Source organism: Vibrio sp. 1249-1, from assembly GCF_033340495.1.
Genome location: NZ_JAWOWJ010000003.1, coordinates 416,622 through 440,160 on the forward strand (window position 1 = coordinate 416,622; position 23,539 = coordinate 440,160).

16 protein-coding genes and 1 pseudogene are annotated in these 23,539 nt (G+C 45.2%); 13 read left to right on the top strand and 4 right to left on the bottom strand.

Annotation, left to right across the window (positions count from 1 at the left end; genetic code table 11):
- Positions 1–9 precede the first annotated feature (9 nt).
- Positions 10–1,425 (top strand): deoxyribodipyrimidine photo-lyase, encoded by a 1,416-nt coding sequence (gene phrB / locus R7Z50_RS08625; protein WP_318149015.1) that lies wholly within the window; start codon positions 10–12, stop codon positions 1,423–1,425.
- A gap of 6 nt (positions 1,426–1,431) precedes the next feature.
- A complete protein-coding gene (locus R7Z50_RS08630) occupies positions 1,432–2,358 on the top strand; it encodes a L,D-transpeptidase family protein (RefSeq protein WP_318149016.1) in 927 nt (308 codons plus the stop codon).
- A gap of 26 nt (positions 2,359–2,384) precedes the next feature.
- Here the strand turns inward: R7Z50_RS08630 and R7Z50_RS08635 are convergent, their stop codons facing one another.
- Positions 2,385–2,639 (bottom strand): Lpp/OprI family alanine-zipper lipoprotein, encoded by a 255-nt coding sequence (locus R7Z50_RS08635; RefSeq protein WP_005375145.1) that lies wholly within the window; start codon positions 2,637–2,639, stop codon positions 2,385–2,387.
- Between the two features lie 550 nt (positions 2,640–3,189).
- Between R7Z50_RS08635 and R7Z50_RS08640 the strand changes: the two genes are divergently transcribed.
- The 6 genes from R7Z50_RS08640 to R7Z50_RS08665 all read left to right on the top strand — a co-directional run bounded on the left by R7Z50_RS08640 (position 3,190) and on the right by R7Z50_RS08665 (position 13,292).
- Positions 3,190–4,533, top strand: a complete 1,344-nt coding sequence (locus R7Z50_RS08640; RefSeq protein WP_017820508.1) for a DEAD/DEAH box helicase — start codon at positions 3,190–3,192, stop codon at positions 4,531–4,533.
- 324 nt (positions 4,534–4,857) lie between these two features.
- Positions 4,858–6,855: a prolyl oligopeptidase family serine peptidase gene (locus R7Z50_RS08645; RefSeq protein ID WP_170889979.1), complete on the top strand. Its 1,998-nt coding sequence runs from the start codon at positions 4,858–4,860 to the stop codon at positions 6,853–6,855.
- A complete protein-coding gene (locus R7Z50_RS08650; RefSeq protein ID WP_170889980.1) occupies positions 6,856–8,997 on the top strand; it encodes a TonB-dependent hemoglobin/transferrin/lactoferrin family receptor in 2,142 nt (713 codons plus the stop codon).
- A gap of 9 nt (positions 8,998–9,006) precedes the next feature.
- The gene (locus tag R7Z50_RS08655; protein ID WP_318149017.1) at positions 9,007–11,259 is read left to right on the top strand and encodes a proprotein convertase P-domain-containing protein; all 2,253 of its coding nucleotides are present in this window, start codon (positions 9,007–9,009) and stop codon (positions 11,257–11,259) included.
- A gap of 25 nt (positions 11,260–11,284) precedes the next feature.
- The gene (locus R7Z50_RS08660) at positions 11,285–12,718 is read left to right on the top strand and encodes a DUF1566 domain-containing protein (RefSeq protein WP_158159418.1); all 1,434 of its coding nucleotides are present in this window, start codon (positions 11,285–11,287) and stop codon (positions 12,716–12,718) included.
- A 1-nt stretch (position 12,719) separates the two neighbouring features.
- The gene (locus R7Z50_RS08665) at positions 12,720–13,292 is read left to right on the top strand and encodes a DUF1566 domain-containing protein (protein WP_017820503.1); all 573 of its coding nucleotides are present in this window, start codon (positions 12,720–12,722) and stop codon (positions 13,290–13,292) included.
- A gap of 101 nt (positions 13,293–13,393) precedes the next feature.
- Here the strand turns inward: R7Z50_RS08665 and R7Z50_RS08670 are convergent, their stop codons facing one another.
- Positions 13,394–15,037, bottom strand: coding sequence for a methyl-accepting chemotaxis protein (locus tag R7Z50_RS08670; RefSeq protein ID WP_158159416.1), 1,644 nt, complete (start codon positions 15,035–15,037; stop codon positions 13,394–13,396).
- 331 nt (positions 15,038–15,368) lie between these two features.
- Here R7Z50_RS08670 and R7Z50_RS08675 point away from each other — a divergent pair, with 331 nt between their 5' ends.
- From R7Z50_RS08675 to R7Z50_RS08695, 5 genes are all read left to right on the top strand, one after another.
- Positions 15,369–16,190 (top strand): phosphate ABC transporter substrate-binding protein, encoded by an 822-nt coding sequence (locus R7Z50_RS08675; RefSeq protein ID WP_005375153.1) that lies wholly within the window; start codon positions 15,369–15,371, stop codon positions 16,188–16,190.
- Positions 16,191–16,290: 100 nt separating this feature from the next.
- Positions 16,291–17,223, top strand: coding sequence for a phosphate ABC transporter permease subunit PstC (gene pstC, locus R7Z50_RS08680; RefSeq protein WP_005375154.1), 933 nt, complete (start codon positions 16,291–16,293; stop codon positions 17,221–17,223).
- A 22-nt stretch (positions 17,224–17,245) separates the two neighbouring features.
- On the top strand, positions 17,246–18,109 hold the full coding sequence (pstA, locus tag R7Z50_RS08685; protein WP_005383923.1) for a phosphate ABC transporter permease PstA: 864 nt from the start codon (positions 17,246–17,248) through the stop codon (positions 18,107–18,109).
- 60 nt (positions 18,110–18,169) lie between these two features.
- Complete coding sequence (gene pstB / locus R7Z50_RS08690) at positions 18,170–18,919, top strand: phosphate ABC transporter ATP-binding protein PstB (RefSeq protein WP_005375156.1); 750 nt, start codon at positions 18,170–18,172, stop codon at positions 18,917–18,919.
- A gap of 327 nt (positions 18,920–19,246) precedes the next feature.
- On the top strand, positions 19,247–21,370 hold the full coding sequence (locus R7Z50_RS08695; protein WP_170889984.1) for a GGDEF domain-containing protein: 2,124 nt from the start codon (positions 19,247–19,249) through the stop codon (positions 21,368–21,370).
- A 128-nt stretch (positions 21,371–21,498) separates the two neighbouring features.
- Here R7Z50_RS08695 and R7Z50_RS08700 read toward each other — a convergent pair whose 3' ends face one another.
- Both R7Z50_RS08700 and R7Z50_RS08705 read right to left on the bottom strand, forming a co-directional pair.
- Positions 21,499–23,145, bottom strand: a complete 1,647-nt coding sequence (locus R7Z50_RS08700) for a BatD family protein (protein WP_186585118.1) — start codon at positions 23,143–23,145, stop codon at positions 21,499–21,501.
- 4 nt (positions 23,146–23,149) lie between these two features.
- A pseudogene (locus R7Z50_RS08705) lies at positions 23,150–23,539 on the bottom strand (hypothetical protein); the annotation flags it as partial.

Here is a 23,539-nt window from a genome sequence, read left to right on the forward strand (position 1 = left end):
GGAGCTACCATGATTTTAGTATGGTTTCGACGTGACTTACGTACGTTAGACCACACGGCACTCAAAGCGGCATTGGATTCAGGTCAGCCTGTCGTCGCTTGCTTTATCGCGACGCCAGAGCAGTGGCGGGAGCATCACATGGCGCCGATGCAGGCAGACCTCATTGCTCGTCGCTTAGCTAGTCTTAACGAGGAGCTTGAAAGCCTTAATATTCCCTTTTTGTACAAAGAGGTACCGTCGTTTTCCGATTGTACAGATGTGATTAGTGGGTGGGCGGAAACACTTGAAGCCACGTCTGTCATGGCAAACATTCACTATGAGGTGAACGAACGAGAGCTCGATACACAAGTAAGTGAAGCGTTAGCTTCTCACGATATCGAATTTGAACTGTTTCATGACAAATGTGTGCACGCGCCAACGACGGTTCTTAATAAGCAAGGCGAATATTTTAAGGTGTTTACGCCATTCAAGCGTGCTTGGTTAACGCAGTTCCATATGCCGACGGTAGTAAAACCTCACGAGCAAGCGCCACTCAATAAAAAGGTACTCGAACAAATAGAGTCGGCTCGATTTAATTCAAGCTTCACATTTAGCTATGCTCGAGAATCCAGTGAAGACTGGCTGGCTTCGACTAATGATATTTTGATGCAGCTTAGGGAATTTGCACGGGAGCGCAGTGACGCGTATCAAAGCGAGCGAGACTTTCCAGCTATTGATGGCACTAGCCAACTGTCTCCATACCTTGCGATTGGCGCGCTATCACCAAGGCAGTGTATTGCTCGTTTGTATGCTGAAAATCAACAAAATGACCTTACAGAAGGGAAAGCAACTTGGTTAAGTGAGATCATTTGGCGTGAGTTTTATCAGCACCTATTGGTTTTCGAACCAAAACTCGTCAAAGGCAAAGGATTTATCGATTGGGAGGATAAAATCCAGTGGTCCTATGATGAGAAAGCCTTTGAGCGATGGAAGACAGGAACAACAGGATACCCAATCGTTGATGCAGCAATGCGTCAGCTCAATCAAACAGGCTGGATGCACAACCGATTACGTATGATTGTCGCGAGCTTTCTTACCAAGGACTTACATATTGATTGGCGATGGGGAGAAGCGTACTTCATGAGTAAGCTGGTGGACGGCGATTTTGCAGCGAACAATGGTGGCTGGCAATGGTCTGCCTCTACGGGTTGTGACGGGCAGCCATACTTTCGTATTTTCAACCCGATAAGCCAAGGCGAAAAGTTCGATGCTAATGGTGAATTTGTGCGCCACTGGGTACCAGAAATCAAAAGTGTACCGAACAAATACATCCATAAACCTTGGACTTGGGAGGGCTTTTCTTTACTGGAATATCACAAGCCGATGGTTGATCACAAGACAGAAAGAGAGATAACCTTACAGCTCTTTAAAAGTGCCAAGGAATAGAGTGAAATGCTTAGCAAAAAGCGATCAATGAGTTTCGCAAAACGTACCCTGCTATCTGTGTCGTTATCTTTAGTGAGTGGTCTATCATTCGCTAAGATGTACGAATTACCAGAGGATGGAAGCCGTTTAATTGGTCGCCTTGAAAACCACGTCGTGCAAGAAGGCGAAACCATGGCAAATATCGCTAAGCTCTACGATGTGGGTATGCTAGGTTTAATGGCCGCAAACAAAGGCGTGGATCCCTTCTTACCAGAAGAGGGGCATGTTCTTACTATTCCGACACAGCTAATCCTCCCAGACGTACCTTATAAAGGTATCGTTATTAATCTAGCCGAGCTGCGCTTGTATTACTTTCCGAAAGGAGAAGATATTGTCCATGTATTTCCTGTCGGAATTGGCCGAATAGGGCGCGATACCCCAGTAATGACAACGCGTATCAGCCAAAAACGACCGAACCCTACATGGACTCCTCCAGCCTCTATTCGTGCCGAGTACAAAGTAAAGGGCATTGACCTACCAGCCGTTGTTCCTGCGGGGCCTGATAATCCACTTGGTATGTTTGCATTGCGTTTAGCTTACGGGAATGGCGAATACCTAATTCATGGTACCAACAAGGACTTTGGGATTGGTATGCGGGTCAGTGCGGGTTGTATTCGTATGGACCCAAGTGACATTGAGTGGTTATTTGACAAGGTTCGTAACGGTGAAGACGTTAACATCATTAACCAGCCTATCAAAATGACACTTGAGCCTGACAGAAGTGTGTTCTTAGAAGCACATGAGCCTTTGACTCGTAGTAATGGCGAGAAAGATGAACTCAAAGTGCCGAAAGAGTTAAAGTGGTGGCTGGATGAATTCGGTATGAAAAACGTGAAGGCTAAAGCAGCAATCGCTGCACAGAATGGGGTTCCTGTCGAAATAACCGCGCCTTAACGGGCGTTAAGACGCGGTATCAAATCTTACTTAGTGTAAGACTGAGCGATGTTATCGATACGCTCGTTAGCACGCTCAGCTTCTTCTTGAGCAGCCATTGCTGCTGCGCCTGATTTTTGAACGTCAGATTGAAGAGCTTGTACGTCTTGGCTTAGTTGGCTAACTTGGTTGCTTAGTTCGTCTAATTTTGCTGCATTTGCTGTAGCTGCGTCATCAGAAGAAGCACAACCGGCTAGTAGAAGTACTGAAGTTGCTGCAGCTGCGATCAACGTTTTGTTCATATAAGAACTCCTTGCTTATAGTGAAAGTCTCGCCACTAACTATTATTTTATACAGTAGCGAGGTTAAATGTGGTTACATTTTATCAGTACATGATGTAGCAAAAGTCAAAAAAACCCAAGAATTTCATGGAGTACCTGACGTCAACTTTTACCTGAACTTAACAAAGTTTAACTACCTATCCTTTATTTCGTTCTCACAACAGTTTTCATAGCAGGTGTATTTGCCACGTTCCTGATATCAATAATTTAGACGATATTGACACAAATGAAAGTTTATTGGCCCAAATAACTGCTATTTAAGTCGTTTTGTTGATGGATAGAAGGCATATTTGAACGGCTTTTCTCTAAACTTCCTGTCCAGCTGCTCATCAAAAAGGCTAGTCTTTACTCTGAACTGAGCCACAAATGATGTTTTACCGTTACCACAGGGAATTAGTTTGTGTGATCTCTATCTATACTCCTATGATTTGCGGTATTATACCGAGCTTTATTTTTTTGCTGCGTTAGAGCGGAAACGACACTACAGAGCGCTCAGACGCTGACTGATTTATTGGAGAATACTTTGCAATTTAAAGATCTAGGCCTAGACAACCGATTGTTGAAGAACCTAAAACACTACGATTTTAAAAAAGCGACTGACATTCAGCAGCAGGCGATTCCTGTTGCGATTGCAGGCAAGGATCTATTGGCATCTTCGAAAACAGGTTCGGGCAAGACTTTGGCGTTTGTATTGCCAATGCTTCATAAGTCTTTAAAGACAAAATCGTTTTCTGCGAAAGACCCTCGCGCGGTAATCCTTGCTCCTACTCGTGAGCTAGCGAAACAAGTATATGGTGAGCTTCGTTCTATGCTAGCTGGCCTATCTTATGAAGCAGCACTGATTTTGGGTGGTGAGAACTTTAACGATCAAGTAAAAGCTCTGCGTCGTTACCCGAAATTTATCGTGGCGACACCAGGACGTTTGGCTGATCACTTAGAGCACCGTTCGCTTTATCTGGATGGTTTGGAAACGCTAATTCTGGACGAAGCAGACCGTATGTTGGATTTGGGCTTTGCACCAGAGCTTCGTCGCATTCATAAAGCAGCCAAGCATCGTCGTCGTCAAACGTTGATGTTCTCTGCGACATTAGATCATGCAGACGTCAATGAAATCGCGGCTGAAATGCTCAATGCGCCAAAGCGAATTGCTATCGGCGTTTCTAACGAAGAACATAAAGATATCACGCAAAAATTTTACTTGTGTGATCACCTAGATCATAAAGAGGCAATTTTAGATCGTGTTCTTTCTGAGGCTGAATACCGTCAAGTTATTATCTTTACGGCAACGCGTGATGATACTGAGCGACTAACAGAAAAGCTGAACGAAAAGAAACTGAAGGCTGTAGCACTAAGTGGTAACTTGAACCAGACTCAACGTAACACCATTATGAGTCAGTTTGAGCGCGCAGTATTTAAGATCCTTGTAACGACTGATGTTGCTTCCCGCGGTTTGGATATTGCAACTGTGACACACGTCATCAACTTCGATATGCCAAAGCATACCGAAGAATACGTACACCGAGTTGGTCGTACTGGTCGTGCTGGAAATAAAGGGGATGCAATCTCTCTTGTTGGTCCAAAAGACTGGGATAGCTTTAAACGTGTAGAAGCATACCTACAACAAGATCTTGAGTTTTCATTGTTCGAAGATTTGAAAGGTAAGTTTAAAGGCCTTAAGCCACCTAAACCAGATTTCCGCAATAAGAAAGCGACCGCAAAGAAAGCTCGCCCTCAAGCGAAAAAATCGGCGAAAAAACCAGCTAAGCGTGACAAGAGCTTCTACAAAAACGTATCTGTGGGTGATGATGTCTTCATCCCTAAGAAAAAACCAGCGGCACCGAGCTCTGAAGAGTAAAAGCTGCTGTAGTTTCCCATTGATTTTAGTTCTTAAAAATCCGAGTGTTCGCACTCGGATTTTTTATGTCTGTCGCTAGGTGAAATAGCGTCTTTCCATACTCACTCGTTAGTCAGCTTTTATATCTGTCTGGTTGTATATAAACAGCATAGAACGCTAATTTAGGAAGTTATTAAGTTTTATAACCTCGGTCAAAGCAAACGTTTTTCCTCACACACTAGATAAAAATCTTACATGATTATGAAAATGATAATTGATCTCATTTTTATTTGAGGGCAGAATACGCGCCATTGTATTAATCCTATAAATGAATTCGCTCTCTATATGAAATTTACTCATGTTTTTTTAGGGCTCATAATTACCTCTAGTTCTGGCTTTGCTGCTGATGATTTCAACTGGCTTCGAGATGATGCTCGTAAAGATGAGCGAGTTCTTACCTACCTAACAGAACAAAACCACAAAACTGAACAGCACCAAAAAAGTTATCAGACGTTGACAAAAAACCTACTAACGCAGTGGGATACCATTGTGGCAGACAAAGGTGATAAGCCATGGTCGATCGTGAGTGGAAGAGAGTGGACGCTAATGCGTCGCGATGGTCGTTACTTACTATTATCCCGTGCGAGTCAACATGCACCAGAAAACGTGGTGTTCGATTTCGATGAACGACAATCTGCGCATCAGTACTACCAACTTGGTCAATGGCAAGTGAATGGTGACACGCTACTTTTCACGGAAGATATCGACGGCAGCGAACAATATCGTGCTGTGGTTGTTGATTTACTCTCCGGTCAATCTACGGAACTGGCGACGCACGTCGATAGTGGCGTATTGTTGTCACCTAACGGGAAAGTGGCATTCCTCGTTGCAAAAGAAAAGCGCACCCAGCGACCTCATCAGATCTTACGTATCTCCACTGAATCTTTGGCAAAAACAGTCCTATGGAATGAACCCAAGTCAGATTGGTTACTTTCTTTCTATCGTGCGGCAGATAGCCGTTATGCTGTGCTGCAAAGCAACAACGAGTCAACAACAGAGCAGAAGCTTGTCGACCTAGAAACGGGCACTGTCTCAGATTCATTGCGAAAGCCTGAAGTGGGTGTGGAATATTACGCGGATGTGGCGAAAGGTTACATTTATCTTAAAAGCAACCTGGAAGGAAAGTTCGCCCTTTACCAAGCCGAACTCGCACCGCTTGGCGCAACATGGCAACGCTTTACCAATCCTCGTGAGCCGCTTGAACAGTTCTACCTTTATGATGCAGGAGTTGTGGCACTTAGTAAGCCAAACAATGAGTCGACTTTGACGGTGTATTCTTACCAAGGGCAGGAAAAAGTGATACTGCCATTGGAACACGATGGTAATGTCGCTTGGCTAAGCACATTGGGCGATTTTGAATCAAACAAAATTCGTATCCGAAGCATGTCGATGACTACGCCTCCTCAGTGGGAAGAGTTCGATGTAAAAACGCTGAATAAATCCTTGTACTCTCAAGATGCTTACCAAGACTTTGATAGTCAGCGTTATGTATCCCAACGTATTTTTATTAAGCACGACGGCGTTTCTGTCCCGGTCTCTTTGGCGTATCGCAAAGACAAATTGCACCCACAATCTCCTGTGATGATTTACGGTTACGGCGCGTATGGTTTTACGATGAAACCGTACTTTATGCCTCAGGTTATCAGTTTACTCGACCAAGGTGTGATTTACGCTATCGCCCATGTCCGTGGCGGTGGGTACTTTGGCGATGAATGGCACGAGCAAGGCCGTGGTGTGCGAAAAGCCAATTCTATTGGTGATTTTGTCGCGGCCGCGAAGGCGCTGCAAACATTCGAACGTGGCAATAGAGAGGTTTTCGCCATCGGTTCTAGTGCTGGTGGTACGTTGGTGGCCGGAGCGGTTAATCAAGATCCTAAATTGTTTTCAGGTGTCGTACTTAAAGTGCCTTTTGTTGATGTGGTTGCAAGTATGTCGGATACCTCACTTCCGCTTACTACACAGCAGTATGGCGAATGGGGTAACCCAACCAAACCTGAACAATTGGCGTTAATGAAGGCGTACGATCCGATTCTCAATATCCATAAAAACGCTTACCCACCCATGTTGGTTCAAGTCGGTTTAATTGATCAGCGCGTGCCATATTGGGAAGGCGCAAAGTATCTGGCTAAAGTTTCAGCGTTAAGTGAGCGCAACGGGCCGTACTTGTTGCAAACTGATTTTAATTCGGGCCACCAAATGGACCCACGACAAGCGCAAGAACAACAAGCAAAAGAATACGCATTTCTACTATCACTCATTAAAACATCTAAAGCGGAGCAGTAAATGAAGCTTACCCCAGTGTCAGCGGCAGTACTTTCGGTACTTGCTGCCAGTCAAGTGCACGCCGAATCTAAGGTTTTCTCAATGGAAGAGGTGGTGGTAACCGCCAATAAAATCGATCAGCCATTGTCAAAAGTGGCAGGTAGTGTCGCGGTTATCACAAACGAGCAAATCGAAGAAAGAGGCGAGACCGAGCTATATGACGTGCTGCGTAACGAACCTGGTGTAAGCGTGACGGGCGGTGCAGGACGTCCGCAAAACATTACCATCCGTGGTATGACGGGTAACCGCATTATGATCGTTCGTGATGGCATTCGTTCTGCGGATGGCTTCGGTGCGAATGACATTAATGATGCCGTTGGGCGAGATACTTTTGATTTATCCAATTTTGAATCGCTGCAAATCATTAAAGGGGCAAGTTCTTCGGTGCATGGCTCTGGCGCGATCGGCGGTGTGGTGATTTTAGAATCCAGTCAGCCGGGTGATTTCTTAAAAGACAAAGATTTCTACACCGATGTTTCCGGTACTTACACCGATATCAGCAACAAGTACAAAGGCACGAGTAATCTAGCTTTTCGTTCCGGTGATACAGAGAGTTTGTTTAACGTTTCATACTGGCAAGGACAAGAGACACGTAACTTTGATGAAGATTTGTATAACCGCGACCTCGATGGTTACAGCGGTGCTTATACGATCAACCACTTTTTCAATGAAGAGGTGATGTTGAAAGCCAAAGCGGAACTCTACACCCAGAACCAAGAGCGTTTGGAGGGTTCACCGTCCATTCAACCTGATGGAATTTGGCATATTGAAGACTTTGCTGAGGATGAAACCACGGAAGAGTACAGCGCTTATATTGGTGCAGAGGTGACTCCGATTAATCCAACTTGGTTCGAAGAGTTGGATACCAAAGTTTACTGGCGTCACACCGAAGTGGTGGAAGACACCAACCGTTTAATGCGCCAAGTGGATCACAATGGCTTGATCACCAAGCGTCGCGAGCTGGAACACAAAACCTTCATTGACGAAACAATTGGTTTCCGTGGCGATTTCACCAATACGATTTATGCAGCAAATGCTGAGCACCAATTGGCTTACGGTGTTGAGCTTTCTACAGACTATTACGAGCGCACAGATAGCGACTCCAAGATTGATTGGAACGGAGTAACACCTTCGACCAAACAACCTTTCGCTCCTGCTCGTGCTTATAACATTGGCTTGTATGTCCGAGACATGGTGGAACTGGATAAATGGACCATCACAGGTGGCCTACGCTTTGATGCGCACCGTCTCACGCCAGACGGTGTGGGTGAAGTGGGCGGCTTCCCATTAAAAGACATGGATAGCTCAGAGGTATCTCCAAGTCTTTCGGTTTCTCGTGAAATGTTTGCCAACAACATCGCTTATGTATCTTATAACCATGGTTACCGTGCTCCGGAATACGATAAAGCGTATGGCTTCGTAAGCCACGACTTTGTGCCGCTCACGCCGTTTGTCATTGCACCAAACATGGATCTAGAAGCTGAAACTTCCGACTCATTTGAAATCGGTAACAAGTTCGATAACGGTCGTGCGTATGTCTATGCGTCTTTGTTCTACAACAAGTTTGAAAACTTCATCGACGTTGTGACCACGGGCTTTGACTCAAGCAATGGTAATTACATTAAACAATACCAAAACCTCGATGGTGTCGAGACGTATGGTGCAGAGCTTTCTGCGGGTTACGCGATCACTAAGCGATGGAACATCAGCACCAAGTTTGGTTACGTAGATGGCAAAGACGCGGAAGGTGAATACGTTCGAAGCATTACGCCATTCGAAGGTAACGCTCAACTGAAATACGCCAACCAAGACTTCAATGCTTACGTGGCTTGGAACTGGGCCGCGGCAATGGATCGCGTTCCTAAATGCCAGACCACGCTTGGCCTAGCGACAGATTGCGCGCAGACAAGTGCGTGGAATACGTTTGATATTGGCGCAACTTACCACGTTTCCAAAGACCTTCGTGTTAGCGCAAACATCATCAACCTGTTCGACAAAGAATACATCCGATACCAAGACGTAGCGGGTATCGCTGAGGAAAGTAAGCGTTACTCAACTGAGCCAGGGCGCTACTTCACGCTGACTGCAAAATACGAATTCTAGGACGAAATCATGAAGCTAAAACCATTGGCGTTTTCACTGCTTATTGCATGTACCCCTGCGGCGCTGGCTGCAGAGTGGGATTATCCCTCAACGGATTCTGTGGTGACCAATGAAGCGCAAGCGAAAACTTATCTAGACAGCCACTACTCAGAAGCGGGCGAGTTTAAGTTCCGTTACAAAGCCCAGTCTCAGCTTGGTGAGCATTACAATTTTGATGTTTGGGTAAACGGTGAATATCAAGCACAGCGCACCTTAGTAGTAACAACTGATAAAAATCATCACGTTGTGCGAGTGTTTAAGAGCCTTGAAGATACGATAATTCGCAACGGTAAACCAACGGTTGCAATGGAATTGGAATCGCCTCGCCAACTGCAAGCACAAGAGCCACCGGCTCTGAGCTCTGGAAGTTTGGTTGATGTTGAGGTTTCTTTATTCAACCCAGATCTTCGTACTATGCAACAACAAGCGGCACCAGAATCGACGTGGTCAGCACTGTCTGATTACCCTCAGCCGATCGAGTACGTAACCAAGTCGATTGAGGTTTTAAAGTCCGGCGGTAAGTTCTATCTCTCTAACCCAAGATTAAAGCAAGTGGATGCGACGGGTTTATTTGCAGCCCCAGCACCTGGTGAAGCGCCTGTACTTGATACGTTGGACTTTCTCAGCGCAGAAGGGGTTCAAGCATTTGACAGTGTTGATGAGATGCAAAGCACCGAGTTTGGTGACAATGCGTTCCCACAGTTGATGGCTTTTTATCATCTTGATAGCTCGATCCAATATCTGACAAGCCTGACTTACGACTTGTTTGACGAACCGCTTCGTTTTGACGCTCGCGGTTTATCAAAAGATAACTCTACTTACTATTACGGTCCGAAAGCACTCATGCTGGGTGTCGGTGGTGTTTCTCCGGATGCAGTCGATGCTGATGTCGTGATACACGAGCTTGGGCATGGCATTCATTACCAAATCGTACCGGATTGGGCGTACGGTCACACTGGTGCTATCGCAGAGGGTTTTGCTGATTACTGGGCGGGCAGCGCGAGCTACCGCACTCAATATTTGGATGCTTCGCGTCGTGGTCAAGAATTCGAGTTAGATACGGTGTTCAACTGGGACGGTGTGTTCGGAACACGCAAAACAACTCGTAGCTTATGGAACCAAAGAGCACGTTACTTCGAGAACTCAGAGTACCCAGCGCACGTCAGTGTGGGCGGTGAACTAGGTGACGAGCTATGGTCAACGCCGCTGTTTCAAGCGCTTAAAGCATCGGTTGAACGATACGGTGATGATACCGATAACGTGTTCCGCGAGTTTGACGCCATTGTTCTTGAAGGCATGTACGGCATTGGTCGTGGCGTGAAAATGCATGATCTGGCGGAGTCGACCGTGTTTGCCGCAAACACCTTGTTCCCAAATAAAGACTACGCCCAATTCCTGACGGACAGCTTCAACAGACACAACTTACTTAAAGCGCCTCTTCGTGTTCGCTATGACGCTCGATACATCGCACAAGGTCAAGACGTTGGTTTGAGCCTGAGCCAAACTGGCCGTGAAGCGAGCATCAAAGGGCAATGGCAGCTAAACAACGCATCTGTTTTCGACTTTGATGAAACGCTTTCTGACTCGACCTCAATGAAGGTGGCGTTACCAAGCGGTCTAACATGTGGCACGCAATTCGATTCCTCTATTTCATTGGATTATCAATTTTCTGAAGGCCTAAAGACTCACCAGTGGAGTGAAAAGGTGATGCTGGTTAATGGTACGCCAGAGCTCGATATCCAGCCTCAACCAGTGAACTCCGCTTTGCCGGAACAGGGCGACAGACTGTTCTCTCAGACGCTATCGGACAAGTCACGCACGATTGATGATTCGTTTGCGGTTTACCTGAACATCGAACATGACTCACTGCAAGATCTGCAAGTGACGCTAGTGTCTCCACAAGGCAAATCGGTCGTGCTACTTAGCCATCAATCAAGCAATACCAAAGGATTTAAAGGTTACTTCACCGCTCAGTATGACGAGGAGTTACAAGCACTTGTCGGGCAACCGAGTTGGGGTACTTGGCGTCTCGAAGTGTCTGACCGCGTGTCAGGGAACTCTGGGGTGTTGAAAGAGTGGGGTGTGAGTCACTTTGCTCAGTATCAGTGTAGTGCTGATACCACTAAAGAAAGCAGTGGCGGTGGTTCAGGTGGCAGTGGTTCGCCTTGGACCTTGTTAGGACTTTTCCTGCTTTCAATGGTGAGAGTGATTCGCTCTCGTTAATTAAAATCAAAAGAAGATAAAATCTATGAAGTTTCAATATTCTTTCGTTGCTATGTCACTAGCCCTTGCTGGCTGTGGCGGAGGTTCTGGTGGTGACACGTCGGCACCGACCTATGATGTAGCTGGCACCATCGTTTCTGCAGGTACACTTCTTGATACGCCAGTATGTATCGATTTAAACCAAAACTACGTTTGTGATTCCACTGAACCGAGTGCTAAAACGGATAATGCCGGTAAATTTAGCCTGACTTCAAGCGACAAAAACGTACTAACCAGTACCATTCTTGCTCAAGTTGATCAAGGTTCAAACCAAACGTTGCGTCTTGCGGCTCCGGGTCAAAATTTAGCAACGGGTAACACGGTCAATGGTGTAACAACGTTGCTCGCGGGTCTTGTAATTGACGGTAAAACCGTTGCTCAAGCTGAAGAGATTGTGAAAGCGCAACTCGCCGATGCCGGCGTTTCTCTTTCTGGTACGGTGATGTCTAACGCAGAAGCTAGCGAGCTAGACAAGCTAGAGCAAAACACGGTTGTGCTATTAGCTGCGATGCAACCAAAGCAAATGATCAAAGGCGTAGCGCTGCTTGCTCAAAATCTTAGCTTCCAAGGTAAATCGTTGGCCTCTGATCTTCTGTCTGAAGCGGAAGTAAGTGCATTTGCTGAAGAAATTGTAGCGGTTGCTGAACAAACGGTTGGTAGTAACGATACGGGCGCCGTTCTTTATTTTGCTGAAGGAGCAGCAGACGTAGTAGAGGTTCAAGCGTCTTACCCTGGTCAAGATGCGGAATACGGCTTCGACAAAGAGGACAAGCAAACGTCGACAGGCGCTGGCTTTAAGTTCGTTAAGCTAGATTCACAAGGTGCAGCTTTAGCTGCAGATGCGACTGAGTGGGCTTGTACTATGGACGAACGTACTGGTCTTGTTTGGGAAAATAAGAGTGCGGATGCGAGCTCGGTTCAATTTAAAGATCGCCTATTTGCGTTTGAGTCTGAAACATTTAAGCCGTATTACGAAGATCTTGAAGTCGCTGGTTGTGTGGATGCTGCTGATGGCATCTGTTCAACAAGCCAATATGTTGAACATATAAACAAGCAATCACTATGTGGCATTAGTGACTGGCGCCTACCAACATACCAAGAGTTCTACGATGTTCTCGACTTAGGTGAGACAGAGAAAGATGCCGACGGCAATGTCTATGGTATGACGACAGCTTACTTCCCTCAACAGGGTAAAGGCAGCCCAGATGCTAATTCAGGTGCTATTTGGCTAAGTGATTTCACATTTAATAATTACTCTCCTGCTAACTACGAAGGTGCACTTCAATTTGCAGTGATTGCAGCGAGGGGCGCTGACCGTGGCCACGTAAGCTTTGTTGAAATTTATTCTGACAAAGTAGAGCGTGACACAGGCACGTCATTCCAATTCCCAATCCGTCTAATAGCAGTAAAGGACCAATAAGATGAAGAAATTAATAACTGTACTATCTCTTGCTTTGGCTTCTCAAACTGTAATGGCTGCACAAGAGTGTTCTACTGACTTTGCTAAAACGGCACCTAACACGCGTTATACATATTCTGAGAGCGGTACCGTAACTGACCTGAAAACAGGTCTAACATGGATGCGTTGCCCTGTTGGTTCAACGTGGAATACGGCAAACGAAGCTTGTGATGGCGCTGCGACTAAGATGTCATGGCAGTTAGCGCTATCAACCGCTGAGCAAATCCGCAATGAATCGGGTAATCATGCTTTATATGACTTCGCTGGCAAAAAGAATTGGCGCATACCAAACATTAAGGAGTTAGTCGCGTTGACAGAACGTGCTTGCCATAGCCCTGCGATGAACGGCACTGCATTCGCAAGTGGCTACACGCTAGAGGTGGGTGACTATGCTGGTTACATCTGGAGTAACACACCAAACGGTGATGGCTCAAACGTTATGGTGTTTGATTCATTTAATGGTGAGGTTTACAACTGGAACCCACTAGAGTCAACGAACATTTCCTCTGTTCTGCTGGTTACTGACGAGGAGTAATCACCCCGTTGGATTTTCACGAATCCAGATGTTAATAAGCTCCGCCAGTGCGGAGCTTTTTCTTTTCTAACCTTTGGAACTTATCGTGTTGAGCAGAGTATTTAAACTTGGAACTGCTTAAGCTGATGTTTTTGGTTTTCTGCTAAACCAGACAACTCTTGCGCTGCCGCGGCTGATTGAGTGATACCAGTGACGTTCTGGCTCACTAGTTCATAGATGTTCGTTAAGTTGTTGTTGATATCAGCCGTGACCTGCTTCTGCTCTTCTGATGCGGTTGCAACTTGAGTGTTGATTGAGTTCAGATCGGCGATAGCATTACTGATATTAGCAAGTGATTGGCTAACTTCTTGTGTCAGAGCTTGGTTGTCTGACAACATGGCTAAGCTGGAATGCATACTTTCATTTGCATGACCAGATTGTTGCTGTAGCTCTTCTATAATGGTTTGGATCTCTTTGGTGGACTCCTGAGTTCGTGCTGCCAGCATACGTACTTCATCGGCGACTACCGCAAAGCCTCTGCCACTTTCGCCCGCCCGTGCAGCTTCAATCGCTGCATTCAGTGCAAGTAGATTCGTTTGCTCAGAAATACCTTCAATCACTTCGATCACGCGACCAATGTGTTCTGATTGATCTTTTAGTGAAGTCACGACGGCAGCGGCTTCGTTAAGTTGTTCCGCCATCTTTTCACTTGCGCGAGTGCTTTCCCCAAACATGCTTATACTTTGTGAGGTTAACGTACGTGCTTGATTTGATGCACTATCGGCTTCTTGTGCATTGGTCGATACTTCAGCTGCGGTCGACTCTAGCTGATTGATCGCCGAGGCTACTTGCTCAACTTCTTGCTTTTCTTGATCCGAGTTGACGCTGCTTTGAGTCATAACAGTTGCTAACTCGGTTGATGCTGATGCCACATCTTCACTAATGCGAACCAATGCGCTTACAGTTTCACGCAGTTTTTCTATGGTCTGGTTTACATCTCGAGCCAGCTGAGACACTTCGTTTTTCCCGATGGCTTCGGCCTTAACTAGTAAGTTTCCCTTCGCGACTTCCTGCATCGTTACTTGAAGGTTACGAATCGGCGCAACGATGTAGCTGGCGAGTACCCAACTAATAAGTGAAGCGGCACTCAAGATCACCGCAAGCGAGACGGCGCTGTAAGTTAGCGTGGTTGAATGTTGTTCGCCATTCGTTTCGACTTCATCGGTGACGATTTGATTCAATTGTTTAGATAGTTTGTCGATGGCGTTGATCATCGCTTCGCCAGCTAATCGATACTCAGCCATTGCAGATTCGTACTTTTGATTGAAATCAGAGGTAGTGTAATCAGAAGAGTGTTTAGTGGTGAGCAGAGGTGTCATGGTAACGCGAGTGAAATCAACATAGTGATTCATGGCCTTACGCATAGCATTGACTTCATTTTGAACGCCAGGGAGATTGTCGATGGAGTTAAGAAAATCGCGGTTTTTGTTTTGTCGCTCAGAAAGCTCTTGGTTGAGAGACTGAACATCTTCGGCTCTAAATAGACTATAAATGGCTTTGATGCGCATGGCGTAAGTGTTGTCTACGATGCCGCTAAGTTCCTCTTTGTGAATGATTAGCTTATGGGTGGAAGCCGAAACCTTATTGAATGCTTGATCGAGTTTACCGATTCCGACACTCAGTCCAATGATGAGTAATATAACTGTGAATAGAACAGGCAGAAAAACCTGAAGTTTAATAGAAAGCGTACTAAGAGATTGACGCATGAGATTGACCCTCTATCGGTTTAATTATTATCTTTTTTATAAATAAGCATTTCGATTTTAATTGTTATATTTGCCAAATCAATGAGTTACTCATATCTAATTGTTATGAAATGTACCAAAATCGATGGGGTTATCATCTTGAACATGAGGCAACGTTATAAAAACGTTACGTTCAAATTGAGAGAGGGATAAGTCGCGGAATTAATAGTTAGAAATGACAACGTGTCATAGAGGGTTCAACTAAGTGAAACACAACTGTCATATTCAAATTCTAAAGTGAGCACCGTTCAAGTGAAACACAACGGCAATAAAGCCACTTAAGGAAATTGTGATGAAAAAGACAGTAATCGGTGCAATCGCACTTCTAGGCGCAATGGCAGTGACTCCTGTTTCTGCTAAAGAAACTATCTCTGCAGTGGGTTCTAGCAGCGTAACTCCACTGATGGAAGTTTTCTCTGAAACGTACATGAAGAAGAACCCTAACGTATTTATCGAAGTTCAAGGTCCTGGTTCTTCAGCTGGTGTAAAAGCAGCGAAAAATGGTTCAGCAGACCTTGGTATGTCTTCTCGTAATCTAAAAGACTCTGAAAAAGAATCAACACTAATCGAAGAAGTGGTTGCTCGTGATGGTATCGCAGTGGTTGTTAACCCACAAAACAAACTGCCAGGTCTAACAGCCGAGCAAGTGACTGCAATCTACAAAGGCGAAGTATCAAACTGGAAAGAAGTCGGTGGTGCAGACAAGCCAATCGTAGCCATTACTCGTGACACGGCTTCTGGTACTCGTGGCGCATTTGAAGACATCATGTCTCTAAAAATGAAGATTTCTGGTAAGAAGGTATCAGCTATCTCTCAACGTGCTCAAGTTGCAAACGGTAACGGCGCACTGAAAACAATGGTTGCATCTAACCCATACGCAATCGGCTACATTTCTCTTGGTACTGTAGACAACACTGTTAATGCGCTAGCAATCGACGGCGTTGATGCAACGGTAGCTAACGTTAAAAACGGTTCTTACAAAGTAGCGCGTCCATTCCTTGTTCTTTACAAAGAAGGCAAGCCATCAACAGAAACGCAAAAATTCCTAGACTGGATGCTAACTGACGAAGCGCAAGCGCTAGTTGACCAAAAAGGTTACATCTCAGTTAACTAATCCCATCGGGACTCTAAAGTTTGCTCAGCCCAACGTTTAGGGCTGAGCCTTTTCTATCCATTGTGTTCAACGGCATTGCCCAGAACCGTGAGATTTTTAAATGACCATCGCAACAAATAGTGAAAAGCTTATGAATACTGACGCTAGAGCTATCAGCAAGTCAGGCCTACGCGAGAAGCGTCGTGTAGACTGGAAAGAGCGCATCTTCCACGGCTTGTTCCTAACGAGTGCCGTAATCGGCATTGTTTCATTGGCCGTTATTGCATACTTCATCGTTCGAGAGAGTATTCCGGCATTCCAAGAAGCAGGCGTATCGGGCATTGTCTTAGGACAAAACTGGTTACCACCTGCGCTTTACGGTGTCGCCACCATGATTGTGGCATCTATCGTATCGACGGCTGGTGCTGTCATTGTTGGGGTTCCAATTGGTGTTCTGACCGCCATTTTTATCGCTGAAATCGCACCAAAGCGATTAGCAGACATCATCCGTCCAGCGGTTGAGCTGCTAGCCGGTATTCCTTCAGTGGTCTACGGTTTCTTCGGTCTGGTTATTATCGTTCCATTGATTCAGAAAGTATTTGATGTACCTGCAGGTAACACTATCTTGGCCGGTATTATTGTTCTTGGTGTGATGATTCTACCAACAGTAATTACGGTTTCTGAAACGTCTATTCGCGCTGTCCCTCGTACTTATAAAGAAGGTTCTTTGGCACTGGGCGCATCGAAAATCTACACCATCTTTAAGTTGCTCGTTCCAGCGGCTCGCTCAGGCATCATGACAGGTGTGATACTGGGTATCGGTCGTGCGTTGGGTGAGACCATGGCGATTATCATGGTTATGGGTAACGCGCCGGCAATGCCAGAAGGCATCTTGGATTCGGCTCGTACACTAACTGCAAACATCGCTATTGAAATGTCTTACGCAAGTGGTGTTCACGCGAACGCACTTTACGCTACAGGTGTAGTACTTCTGGTCTTCATCATGTCGTTGAACGCTGTACTACTGTACCTAAACCGAGAAAAAGCGAAGTAATCGCTCGTTAAAGGTGACTATTATGGATCGCGCAAAACTGAAAAAAGCACGCCAGTTCAAAGATAATGTCTTTAACGCATTTGTCTGGATCTCGGCAGCACTAACGGTAGGCTTTTTGTTCTGGATTATCTGGTACATCCTATCAAACGGTCTACAACACGTAGATTGGAACTTCATTACTGATAACTATACGCGCACAGGTGAAGAGCACGGTATCTTCCCAATGATTGTGGCGACCATTTACATGGTTATCGCTTCTATCGCAGTGGCAGCGCCACTCGGTATCATGACGGCAATCTACTTGACCGAATACGCGAAAGTGGGCAGTCGTTTGGTGAAAATCATCCGATTCTGTACCGAGTCATTGGCGGGTATCCCGTCGATCATTTTCGGCCTGTTTGGTATGACTTTCTTCGTGGCGATTCTTGGCCTTGGCTTCTCGATTCTGTCGGGTGCATTGACGCTAAGTATCCTAATCCTGCCAGTGATCATCCGTACAACGGAAGAAGCGCTGATGGCAGTACCACAAACGTACCGTGAAGGCTCTTATGGCCTCGGTGCTTCTAAGATTTACACTATCTGGCGTTTGATTCTTCCGAGCGCAATGCCAGGTATCTTAACCTCGGTCATTCTAAGTATTGGTCGTGTCATTGGTGAGTCTGCTCCAGTATTCCTGACAGCAGGTATGGTTGCACGTATTCCGGATTCTTTATTGGATTCAGGTCGTACGCTAACCGTTCACCTATACAAACTGACTACCGAACTGTTTACCGTTGAAGAATGGAATCAGGCTTACGGTACGGCAACAGTGCTTATCGTGGTTGTTCTCTTGATCAACATGGTAACGAAACTGATTGCTAGACGTTTTAACACCGCAACTTACTAACAACACTAATTAAGAACGCACGTTAAAAGACACGAATTCAAGAATTAAGAGATTAAGACAATGAACAAATTTGATATTGAAAACCTAGACCTATTCTACGGTGACAACCAAGCACTGAAATCGATCAACTTACCAATTCCAGTTCGCCAAGTAACTGCACTTATCGGCCCGTCAGGTTGCGGAAAATCAACGCTTCTACGCTGTTTGAACCGAATGAATGACCTAATCGAAGGCGTGAAAATTACAGGTAAATTGGCGATGGACGGCGAAGATATTTACGGCAACATTGATGTTGCTGACCTTCGCATCAAAGTCGGCATGGTATTCCAAAAGCCAAACCCATTCCCGATGAGCATTTACGAGAACGTGGCTTACGGCTTACGTGCTCAAGGTATCAAAGACAAAAAGACAATTGATGAAGTGGTAGAGCGTTCGCTGCGCGGTGCTGCACTTTGGGATGAGGTGAAAGATCGCCTTAAATCACACGCATTCGGTCTTTCTGGTGGTCAGCAGCAACGTTTATGTATTGCACGTACAATCGCGATGGAGCCTGATGTGATTCTGATGGATGAACCAACGTCGGCACTTGACCCAATTGCGACACACAAAATCGAAGAACTGATGGAAGAGCTAAAGAAGAACTACACCATCGTTATCGTGACTCACTCAATGCAACAGGCGCGTCGTATCTCTGACCGCACTGCGTTTTTCCTAATGGGTGAACTGGTTGAGCACAACGATACGCAAGTGATCTTTAGCAACCCTCAAGACGACCGTACTCAAGGCTACGTAAATGGTGATTTCGGTTAATCCACCGTATTTACAAGCATAACTAAATAACTATAAGCGATGGTAACTTTGCCCCTCTTGATGAGGGGCCTTTTTCTTTTTAAGTCGTAGGCTTAAAACATCTACCAACACAAAAATCTTGTAAATAAGTACAACTTTCCTCCCCAGTTTATAAAGCATGTAACTTATGTGAAACATGGCTTTAAAAGTGCTGAAGAGTTCTCGAATGTAACACTAAGTCTGATAATTTTGCGAATGACTTAACAGCTCAAATTTGAACGTATTGATTGCATATCATGGCCTAAGTAGTTTTTTATCGAGGATAAAAAAGCAGATTAGGTTGGTAGGGTGAGTTTAAGAAGTTTTACAAGAAAAGTGTCTTCAACGAGGGACCATCGGTTGCTAGCGGAGGCAATCTTTGATCATTTAGAGAGTCTGTTCTCCCCTCAAGCCCTCGCTATTTTTGAAGATCCTTCAATTAACCCTCGTCATTCGATGAGCTTCTCTCGCGGAGAGCTTTACCCAACCCAAAACTATCCTGAGACATTCTGGGAGTGGGCAAGTCAGTTTGATACCTCTGAAAGCATCATACCTCTGGCGATCAACACTTGTAACTGGAATCACACCCGAGATTTAGGGGGTGACAGTTACATCATGATGCTCGACAACACGCCTATCAAACGTACCTACCTACTGATTCAATCTGTACATGCTCGCACGGCACATAATATCTATGAAGAAAGTTACGACGCAATGCAACTCGCAGCGGCGCGTTGGCAATGTATTCGTGCTGAAAAAAATGCCTCGAAAGAGATCAGGCACAGAGATATTCGTGAAGCGCAATATGTTGATGAGATTAGCCAACGCGAGCGCTTTATCGAAAATATGAAGTTAGTTCAGCAAGTTGCACTCGAAATCTCTAATCCTGATTCTTTAAAGGACTTGTACTACAAAGCCGTCGAAGCGCTACGTGAACGATTGGGGTTTGATCGCTCTACACTGATGCTTCTCGATATGAAAAAGCGCAGCTTCAGTGGTACATACGGCACGGATGAGTCAGGAATTACGATTGATGAATTTCACACACAATACGATTTACATCAACTTAGCGAGGAGTATATCACCGCGTTATCTAGCCTTGAGAGCAACTTAGTGATTGTAGAAGACGCGCCAATATACACAGCAGGCAAGGTCATCGGGCAGGGCTGGAATGCGATGTTGATTTTACGCGATGGCAATGAACCGTTTGGGTGGTTCGCGCTAGATAACTTTATTCATCGTAAGCCGATAACGGCATATCAAAAACAGATGTTGGACTCGTTTGGTTCACTTTTCTCTCAAATTTACATTCGTAAGCGCCAAGAACAAAACGTACGCATGCTGCATTCAAGCATGGTTGAGTTATCACGTTGCACTACTGTCAGTGGAGTATGCAAATCGGCCGTCACTTTCGCCATTAAAAATCTTGGTATTGATCGAATGGCGGTGTTTTTAACTGATGAAAATTGCTCTTACATGCAAGGAACGTGGGGTACCGATATTCAAGGTAATGTGGTGGATGAATCTTACTTCTTTGGCGAAACCCAAGATTTCTCTCTTATAAATCTGGCTCGCTCAATGCCAAACGAAGTCGCATTTGAAGAATCAGTGCCTATTTATCATGACTGTAATATTGTTGGCTTTGGTTGGGCTGCGATGACGGTATTGACTTCAAATAGCAGTGGTCCTATCGCCTTTATCGCTGTTGATAATTTGCTGACACGTGCGCCGTTAACTTCTCAGTTACGTGAAGTGATTCGTATGTTCGCGTCCAGCTTAGCTGAAGTATTGCAACGTACTCAAGCTCAAGAGGCTATTCGCGAATTAAACGAAAACTTAGAGCTGGAGGTTCAGAACCGAACAAAAGAGTTGGAGGAAGCCAATCGACAGCTTGAGGTACTTTCTAAGCTCGATCCTTTGACGCGTCTTGGTAATCGCCGCATGTTAGAACATGTGATGCAAAAATATTGTGCCCTAGAGTGTGAAGACGACATGTCGTTTGGCCTGATCCTGATTGATATTGACCATTTTGGCTTATTCAATAATCACTATGGTCATCTCGAAGGCGATATTGCCTTGATGCGAATTGGCTATATCTTGGATCATCATACCAAAGGTGAAGATGAAGTTTTTTGCCGTATCGGAGGTGAGGAGTTTGCGTTGCTCATGATTGGTTCTGATCAAGAGGAGGTTCGACTGAGAGCAGAGTGCATTCGTCAATGTATCGAGGGCGAGGGGATAAAGCATCGACATAACCCAGAAGGGGAGTTACTTACCGTTTCAGTCGGTTACTCCTGTTATAAAGCGAAAGGCAAAGACTTTAATTTCGACCATTTATATCAGTTGTCGGATAAGGCACTCTATCAAGCGAAGAATCATGGGCGAAATTGTGTAAGGCGATACGAATACGAGCCCCAAGTGTTTGTTGAGTAAGTGATGTTCATAAGAGCAACTTGATAGGGAATAGGTGGCGGTTGGTGCTCTAGATAAAACCGCTAAAGCAAATTTGACCGGATAAGAGAATTGGCAGCTCATGAGAGCTGCCATTGTTATCTAGTTATTTATAACTTTTCGAGTTGGTGGTCGGTTTTCGTTACGTTTGCTTTGCCAAGGTTTTGAATTTTGGCTAGCAGCGAATCAGGGCTCCAAGGTTGTTGGTTAGCACTAAAACGCGCTCGATTCATGGCATTAAGCTCTTGCTTAATTGCTTGTACGTCACCAGGGTTTAACCTGTCTTGATGAGTGGTTAAATACTCATTTACAGAGCGTTCAATTTTCGCAGCATCGCCTTCTTCGATGACTTTTTTTAGCGCGTTGATGTAAAGTGGTTGTTCAGCATTTGAAACCGTTCCACTTGCTGTTATTGGGCGCTTTTTCCATGCCCAAATTGCGATTCCCAATGTCATTATCCAAAGCCCTGAGAAAACAAAGGTTAACGTTCGCCAGAGACTGCTCACACCGCCGCTTGATTCAGGACTAGGGGTTGACACTAAAGGTGCTGAAAGAGGCGATTCCGGCAACGTGATTAGCCCAGTGTCATTTTTCTCTACGTCTAATGTTAGCTCTGGTAACGTTGTTTTCTTCGCTTCATCATTTTGACTGTCCCACCAGTTCAAGTCGTATCCTGGTAAGGTATATTTCCTGGCCTCTGTAGGAATAATGACTTGCTTCACCGTCATGGTAACGGTGCCATCTCTCGCGCTATCGAACTTAGGTTGTTCGGGATACACGCGCAGTGAACTCGGGTAACTAATATTGACTCGTGGCAGATATTCGGCTTGTGTACCGCGAGCCTTAACTTGAATGGTTCGAGTGAGTGAAGAACCTTGCTTTACTGTGTTGATCGCGTTAATCGACAGTAGATTACCTTGATCGTCTTGCCAGCTCTGTGTCATTTCTAACGCTGAAGCAGGAAGCCATTCACCTTTAAATTCGCTCGGAATCGGTTTGACCGTGATTGGAATGCGTTCCGCTTTGGTGTTGATAGGCATTATTTTGGTTGAGCCCGTCAAGCTGTCGCCATAAATATAAGAACCGGTCAGTTTAGGACCTATCAAGGTATAAGTGCCTGGTTGATTGGCCGTTAAGCGAAACGACTGCTCTATGACCGCTACTTCTAACCCATTTAAGATCTTCTGTCTTTGTTGTAAGCCACCCAGTGCCTCAAGCTTCATGCCTTCAATCTGCGGAGGTACTATTTGCGGGTTATCTAGGCGTCGAGTGTCCGCTTTAATTAGAAGTTGTATACGTAATGTTGCAGATTGCTGAGGGTAGAGCGTACTGTTGTCGACCGTAATATTAAAGCTAAATAGATCATCAAGATTGGGGTCTGTTTGGCTCGCGTTGACACGTAGTTTGATCGGCTCCGTTTTCATGCCATCAGCGGAAAAACTTGGAATAGTCAGAACACCTTCTTTCATTGGTGCAATTGAGATACTCCACTCGGTACGCACTGATTTTCTTCCGTTAATGTTATTGCTAGAGCGGCCATAACGAGGTTGACCCAAGAAGAAGTCTTTCTCTAGAACATTGAAGTCGATTGAGTCTGAGCTGAGCTCAGTATCTGAAATGATTCTGAGGTTAATCACTTCATTCTTGGCTACTTGTGTTTTATTCACACTAGCTTGAAGTGTCTGTGCCATCACCGAGAAACTGGATATTAGGCTGGCCACAAAAATAAAGACCAGTTTTACGCCTTTGTTCATCACAGGCTTACCACTCCTTTTGAGATTGTTGTGGAGGTTGTTTTTGTTGCGCTTGAAGTTGCATTTGCGCACGGATCAAAAAGCTTGGGTCGCGAGCACTTTCTACTGCTTCTAGTCGACGGAACTCAGGATCATCCTGATGCATTTTTTCGGGATGCGCTTTAGCCTGTATTGGTTCACCTTGATCCTTCACTTGCTTGTCATCTCGTTGCGGTTGATGTTGTTCCGTTTTTTGTTTTTCTTTTTTATTTTCAGAATCTTGCTGATTTTGTGACTGTTGTCCTTGCGCTTCTTTCCCTTCGTTTTGAGACTTTTGTTGCTGTTGCTGTTGCTGTTGCTGTTGCTGTTGCTGTTGCTGTTGCTGTTGCTGTTGCTGTTGCTGTTGCTGTTGCTGTTG

What these genes read in the sequence shown, in the direction of transcription:
- R7Z50_RS08635 (WP_005375145.1), bottom strand. Translation starts at nt 2,639, where the DNA reads ATGAACAAAACGTTGATCGCAGCTGCAGCAACTTCAGTACTTCTACTA.
- R7Z50_RS08670 (WP_158159416.1), bottom strand. Translation starts at nt 15,037, where the DNA reads ATGCGTCAATCTCTTAGTACGCTTTCTATTAAACTTCAGGTTTTTCTG.
- R7Z50_RS08665 (WP_017820503.1), top strand. Translation starts at nt 12,720, where the DNA reads ATGAAGAAATTAATAACTGTACTATCTCTTGCTTTGGCTTCTCAAACT.
- R7Z50_RS08660 (WP_158159418.1), top strand. Translation starts at nt 11,285, where the DNA reads ATGAAGTTTCAATATTCTTTCGTTGCTATGTCACTAGCCCTTGCTGGC.
- pstB (WP_005375156.1), top strand. Translation starts at nt 18,170, where the DNA reads ATGAACAAATTTGATATTGAAAACCTAGACCTATTCTACGGTGACAAC.
- R7Z50_RS08675 (WP_005375153.1), top strand. Translation starts at nt 15,369, where the DNA reads ATGAAAAAGACAGTAATCGGTGCAATCGCACTTCTAGGCGCAATGGCA.
- pstC (WP_005375154.1), top strand. Translation starts at nt 16,291, where the DNA reads ATGACCATCGCAACAAATAGTGAAAAGCTTATGAATACTGACGCTAGA.
- pstA (WP_005383923.1), top strand. Translation starts at nt 17,246, where the DNA reads ATGGATCGCGCAAAACTGAAAAAAGCACGCCAGTTCAAAGATAATGTC.
- R7Z50_RS08650 (WP_170889980.1), top strand. Translation starts at nt 6,856, where the DNA reads ATGAAGCTTACCCCAGTGTCAGCGGCAGTACTTTCGGTACTTGCTGCC.
- phrB (WP_318149015.1), top strand. Translation starts at nt 10, where the DNA reads ATGATTTTAGTATGGTTTCGACGTGACTTACGTACGTTAGACCACACG.
- R7Z50_RS08645 (WP_170889979.1), top strand. Translation starts at nt 4,858, where the DNA reads ATGAAATTTACTCATGTTTTTTTAGGGCTCATAATTACCTCTAGTTCT.
- R7Z50_RS08655 (WP_318149017.1), top strand. Translation starts at nt 9,007, where the DNA reads ATGAAGCTAAAACCATTGGCGTTTTCACTGCTTATTGCATGTACCCCT.
- R7Z50_RS08630 (WP_318149016.1), top strand. Translation starts at nt 1,432, where the DNA reads ATGCTTAGCAAAAAGCGATCAATGAGTTTCGCAAAACGTACCCTGCTA.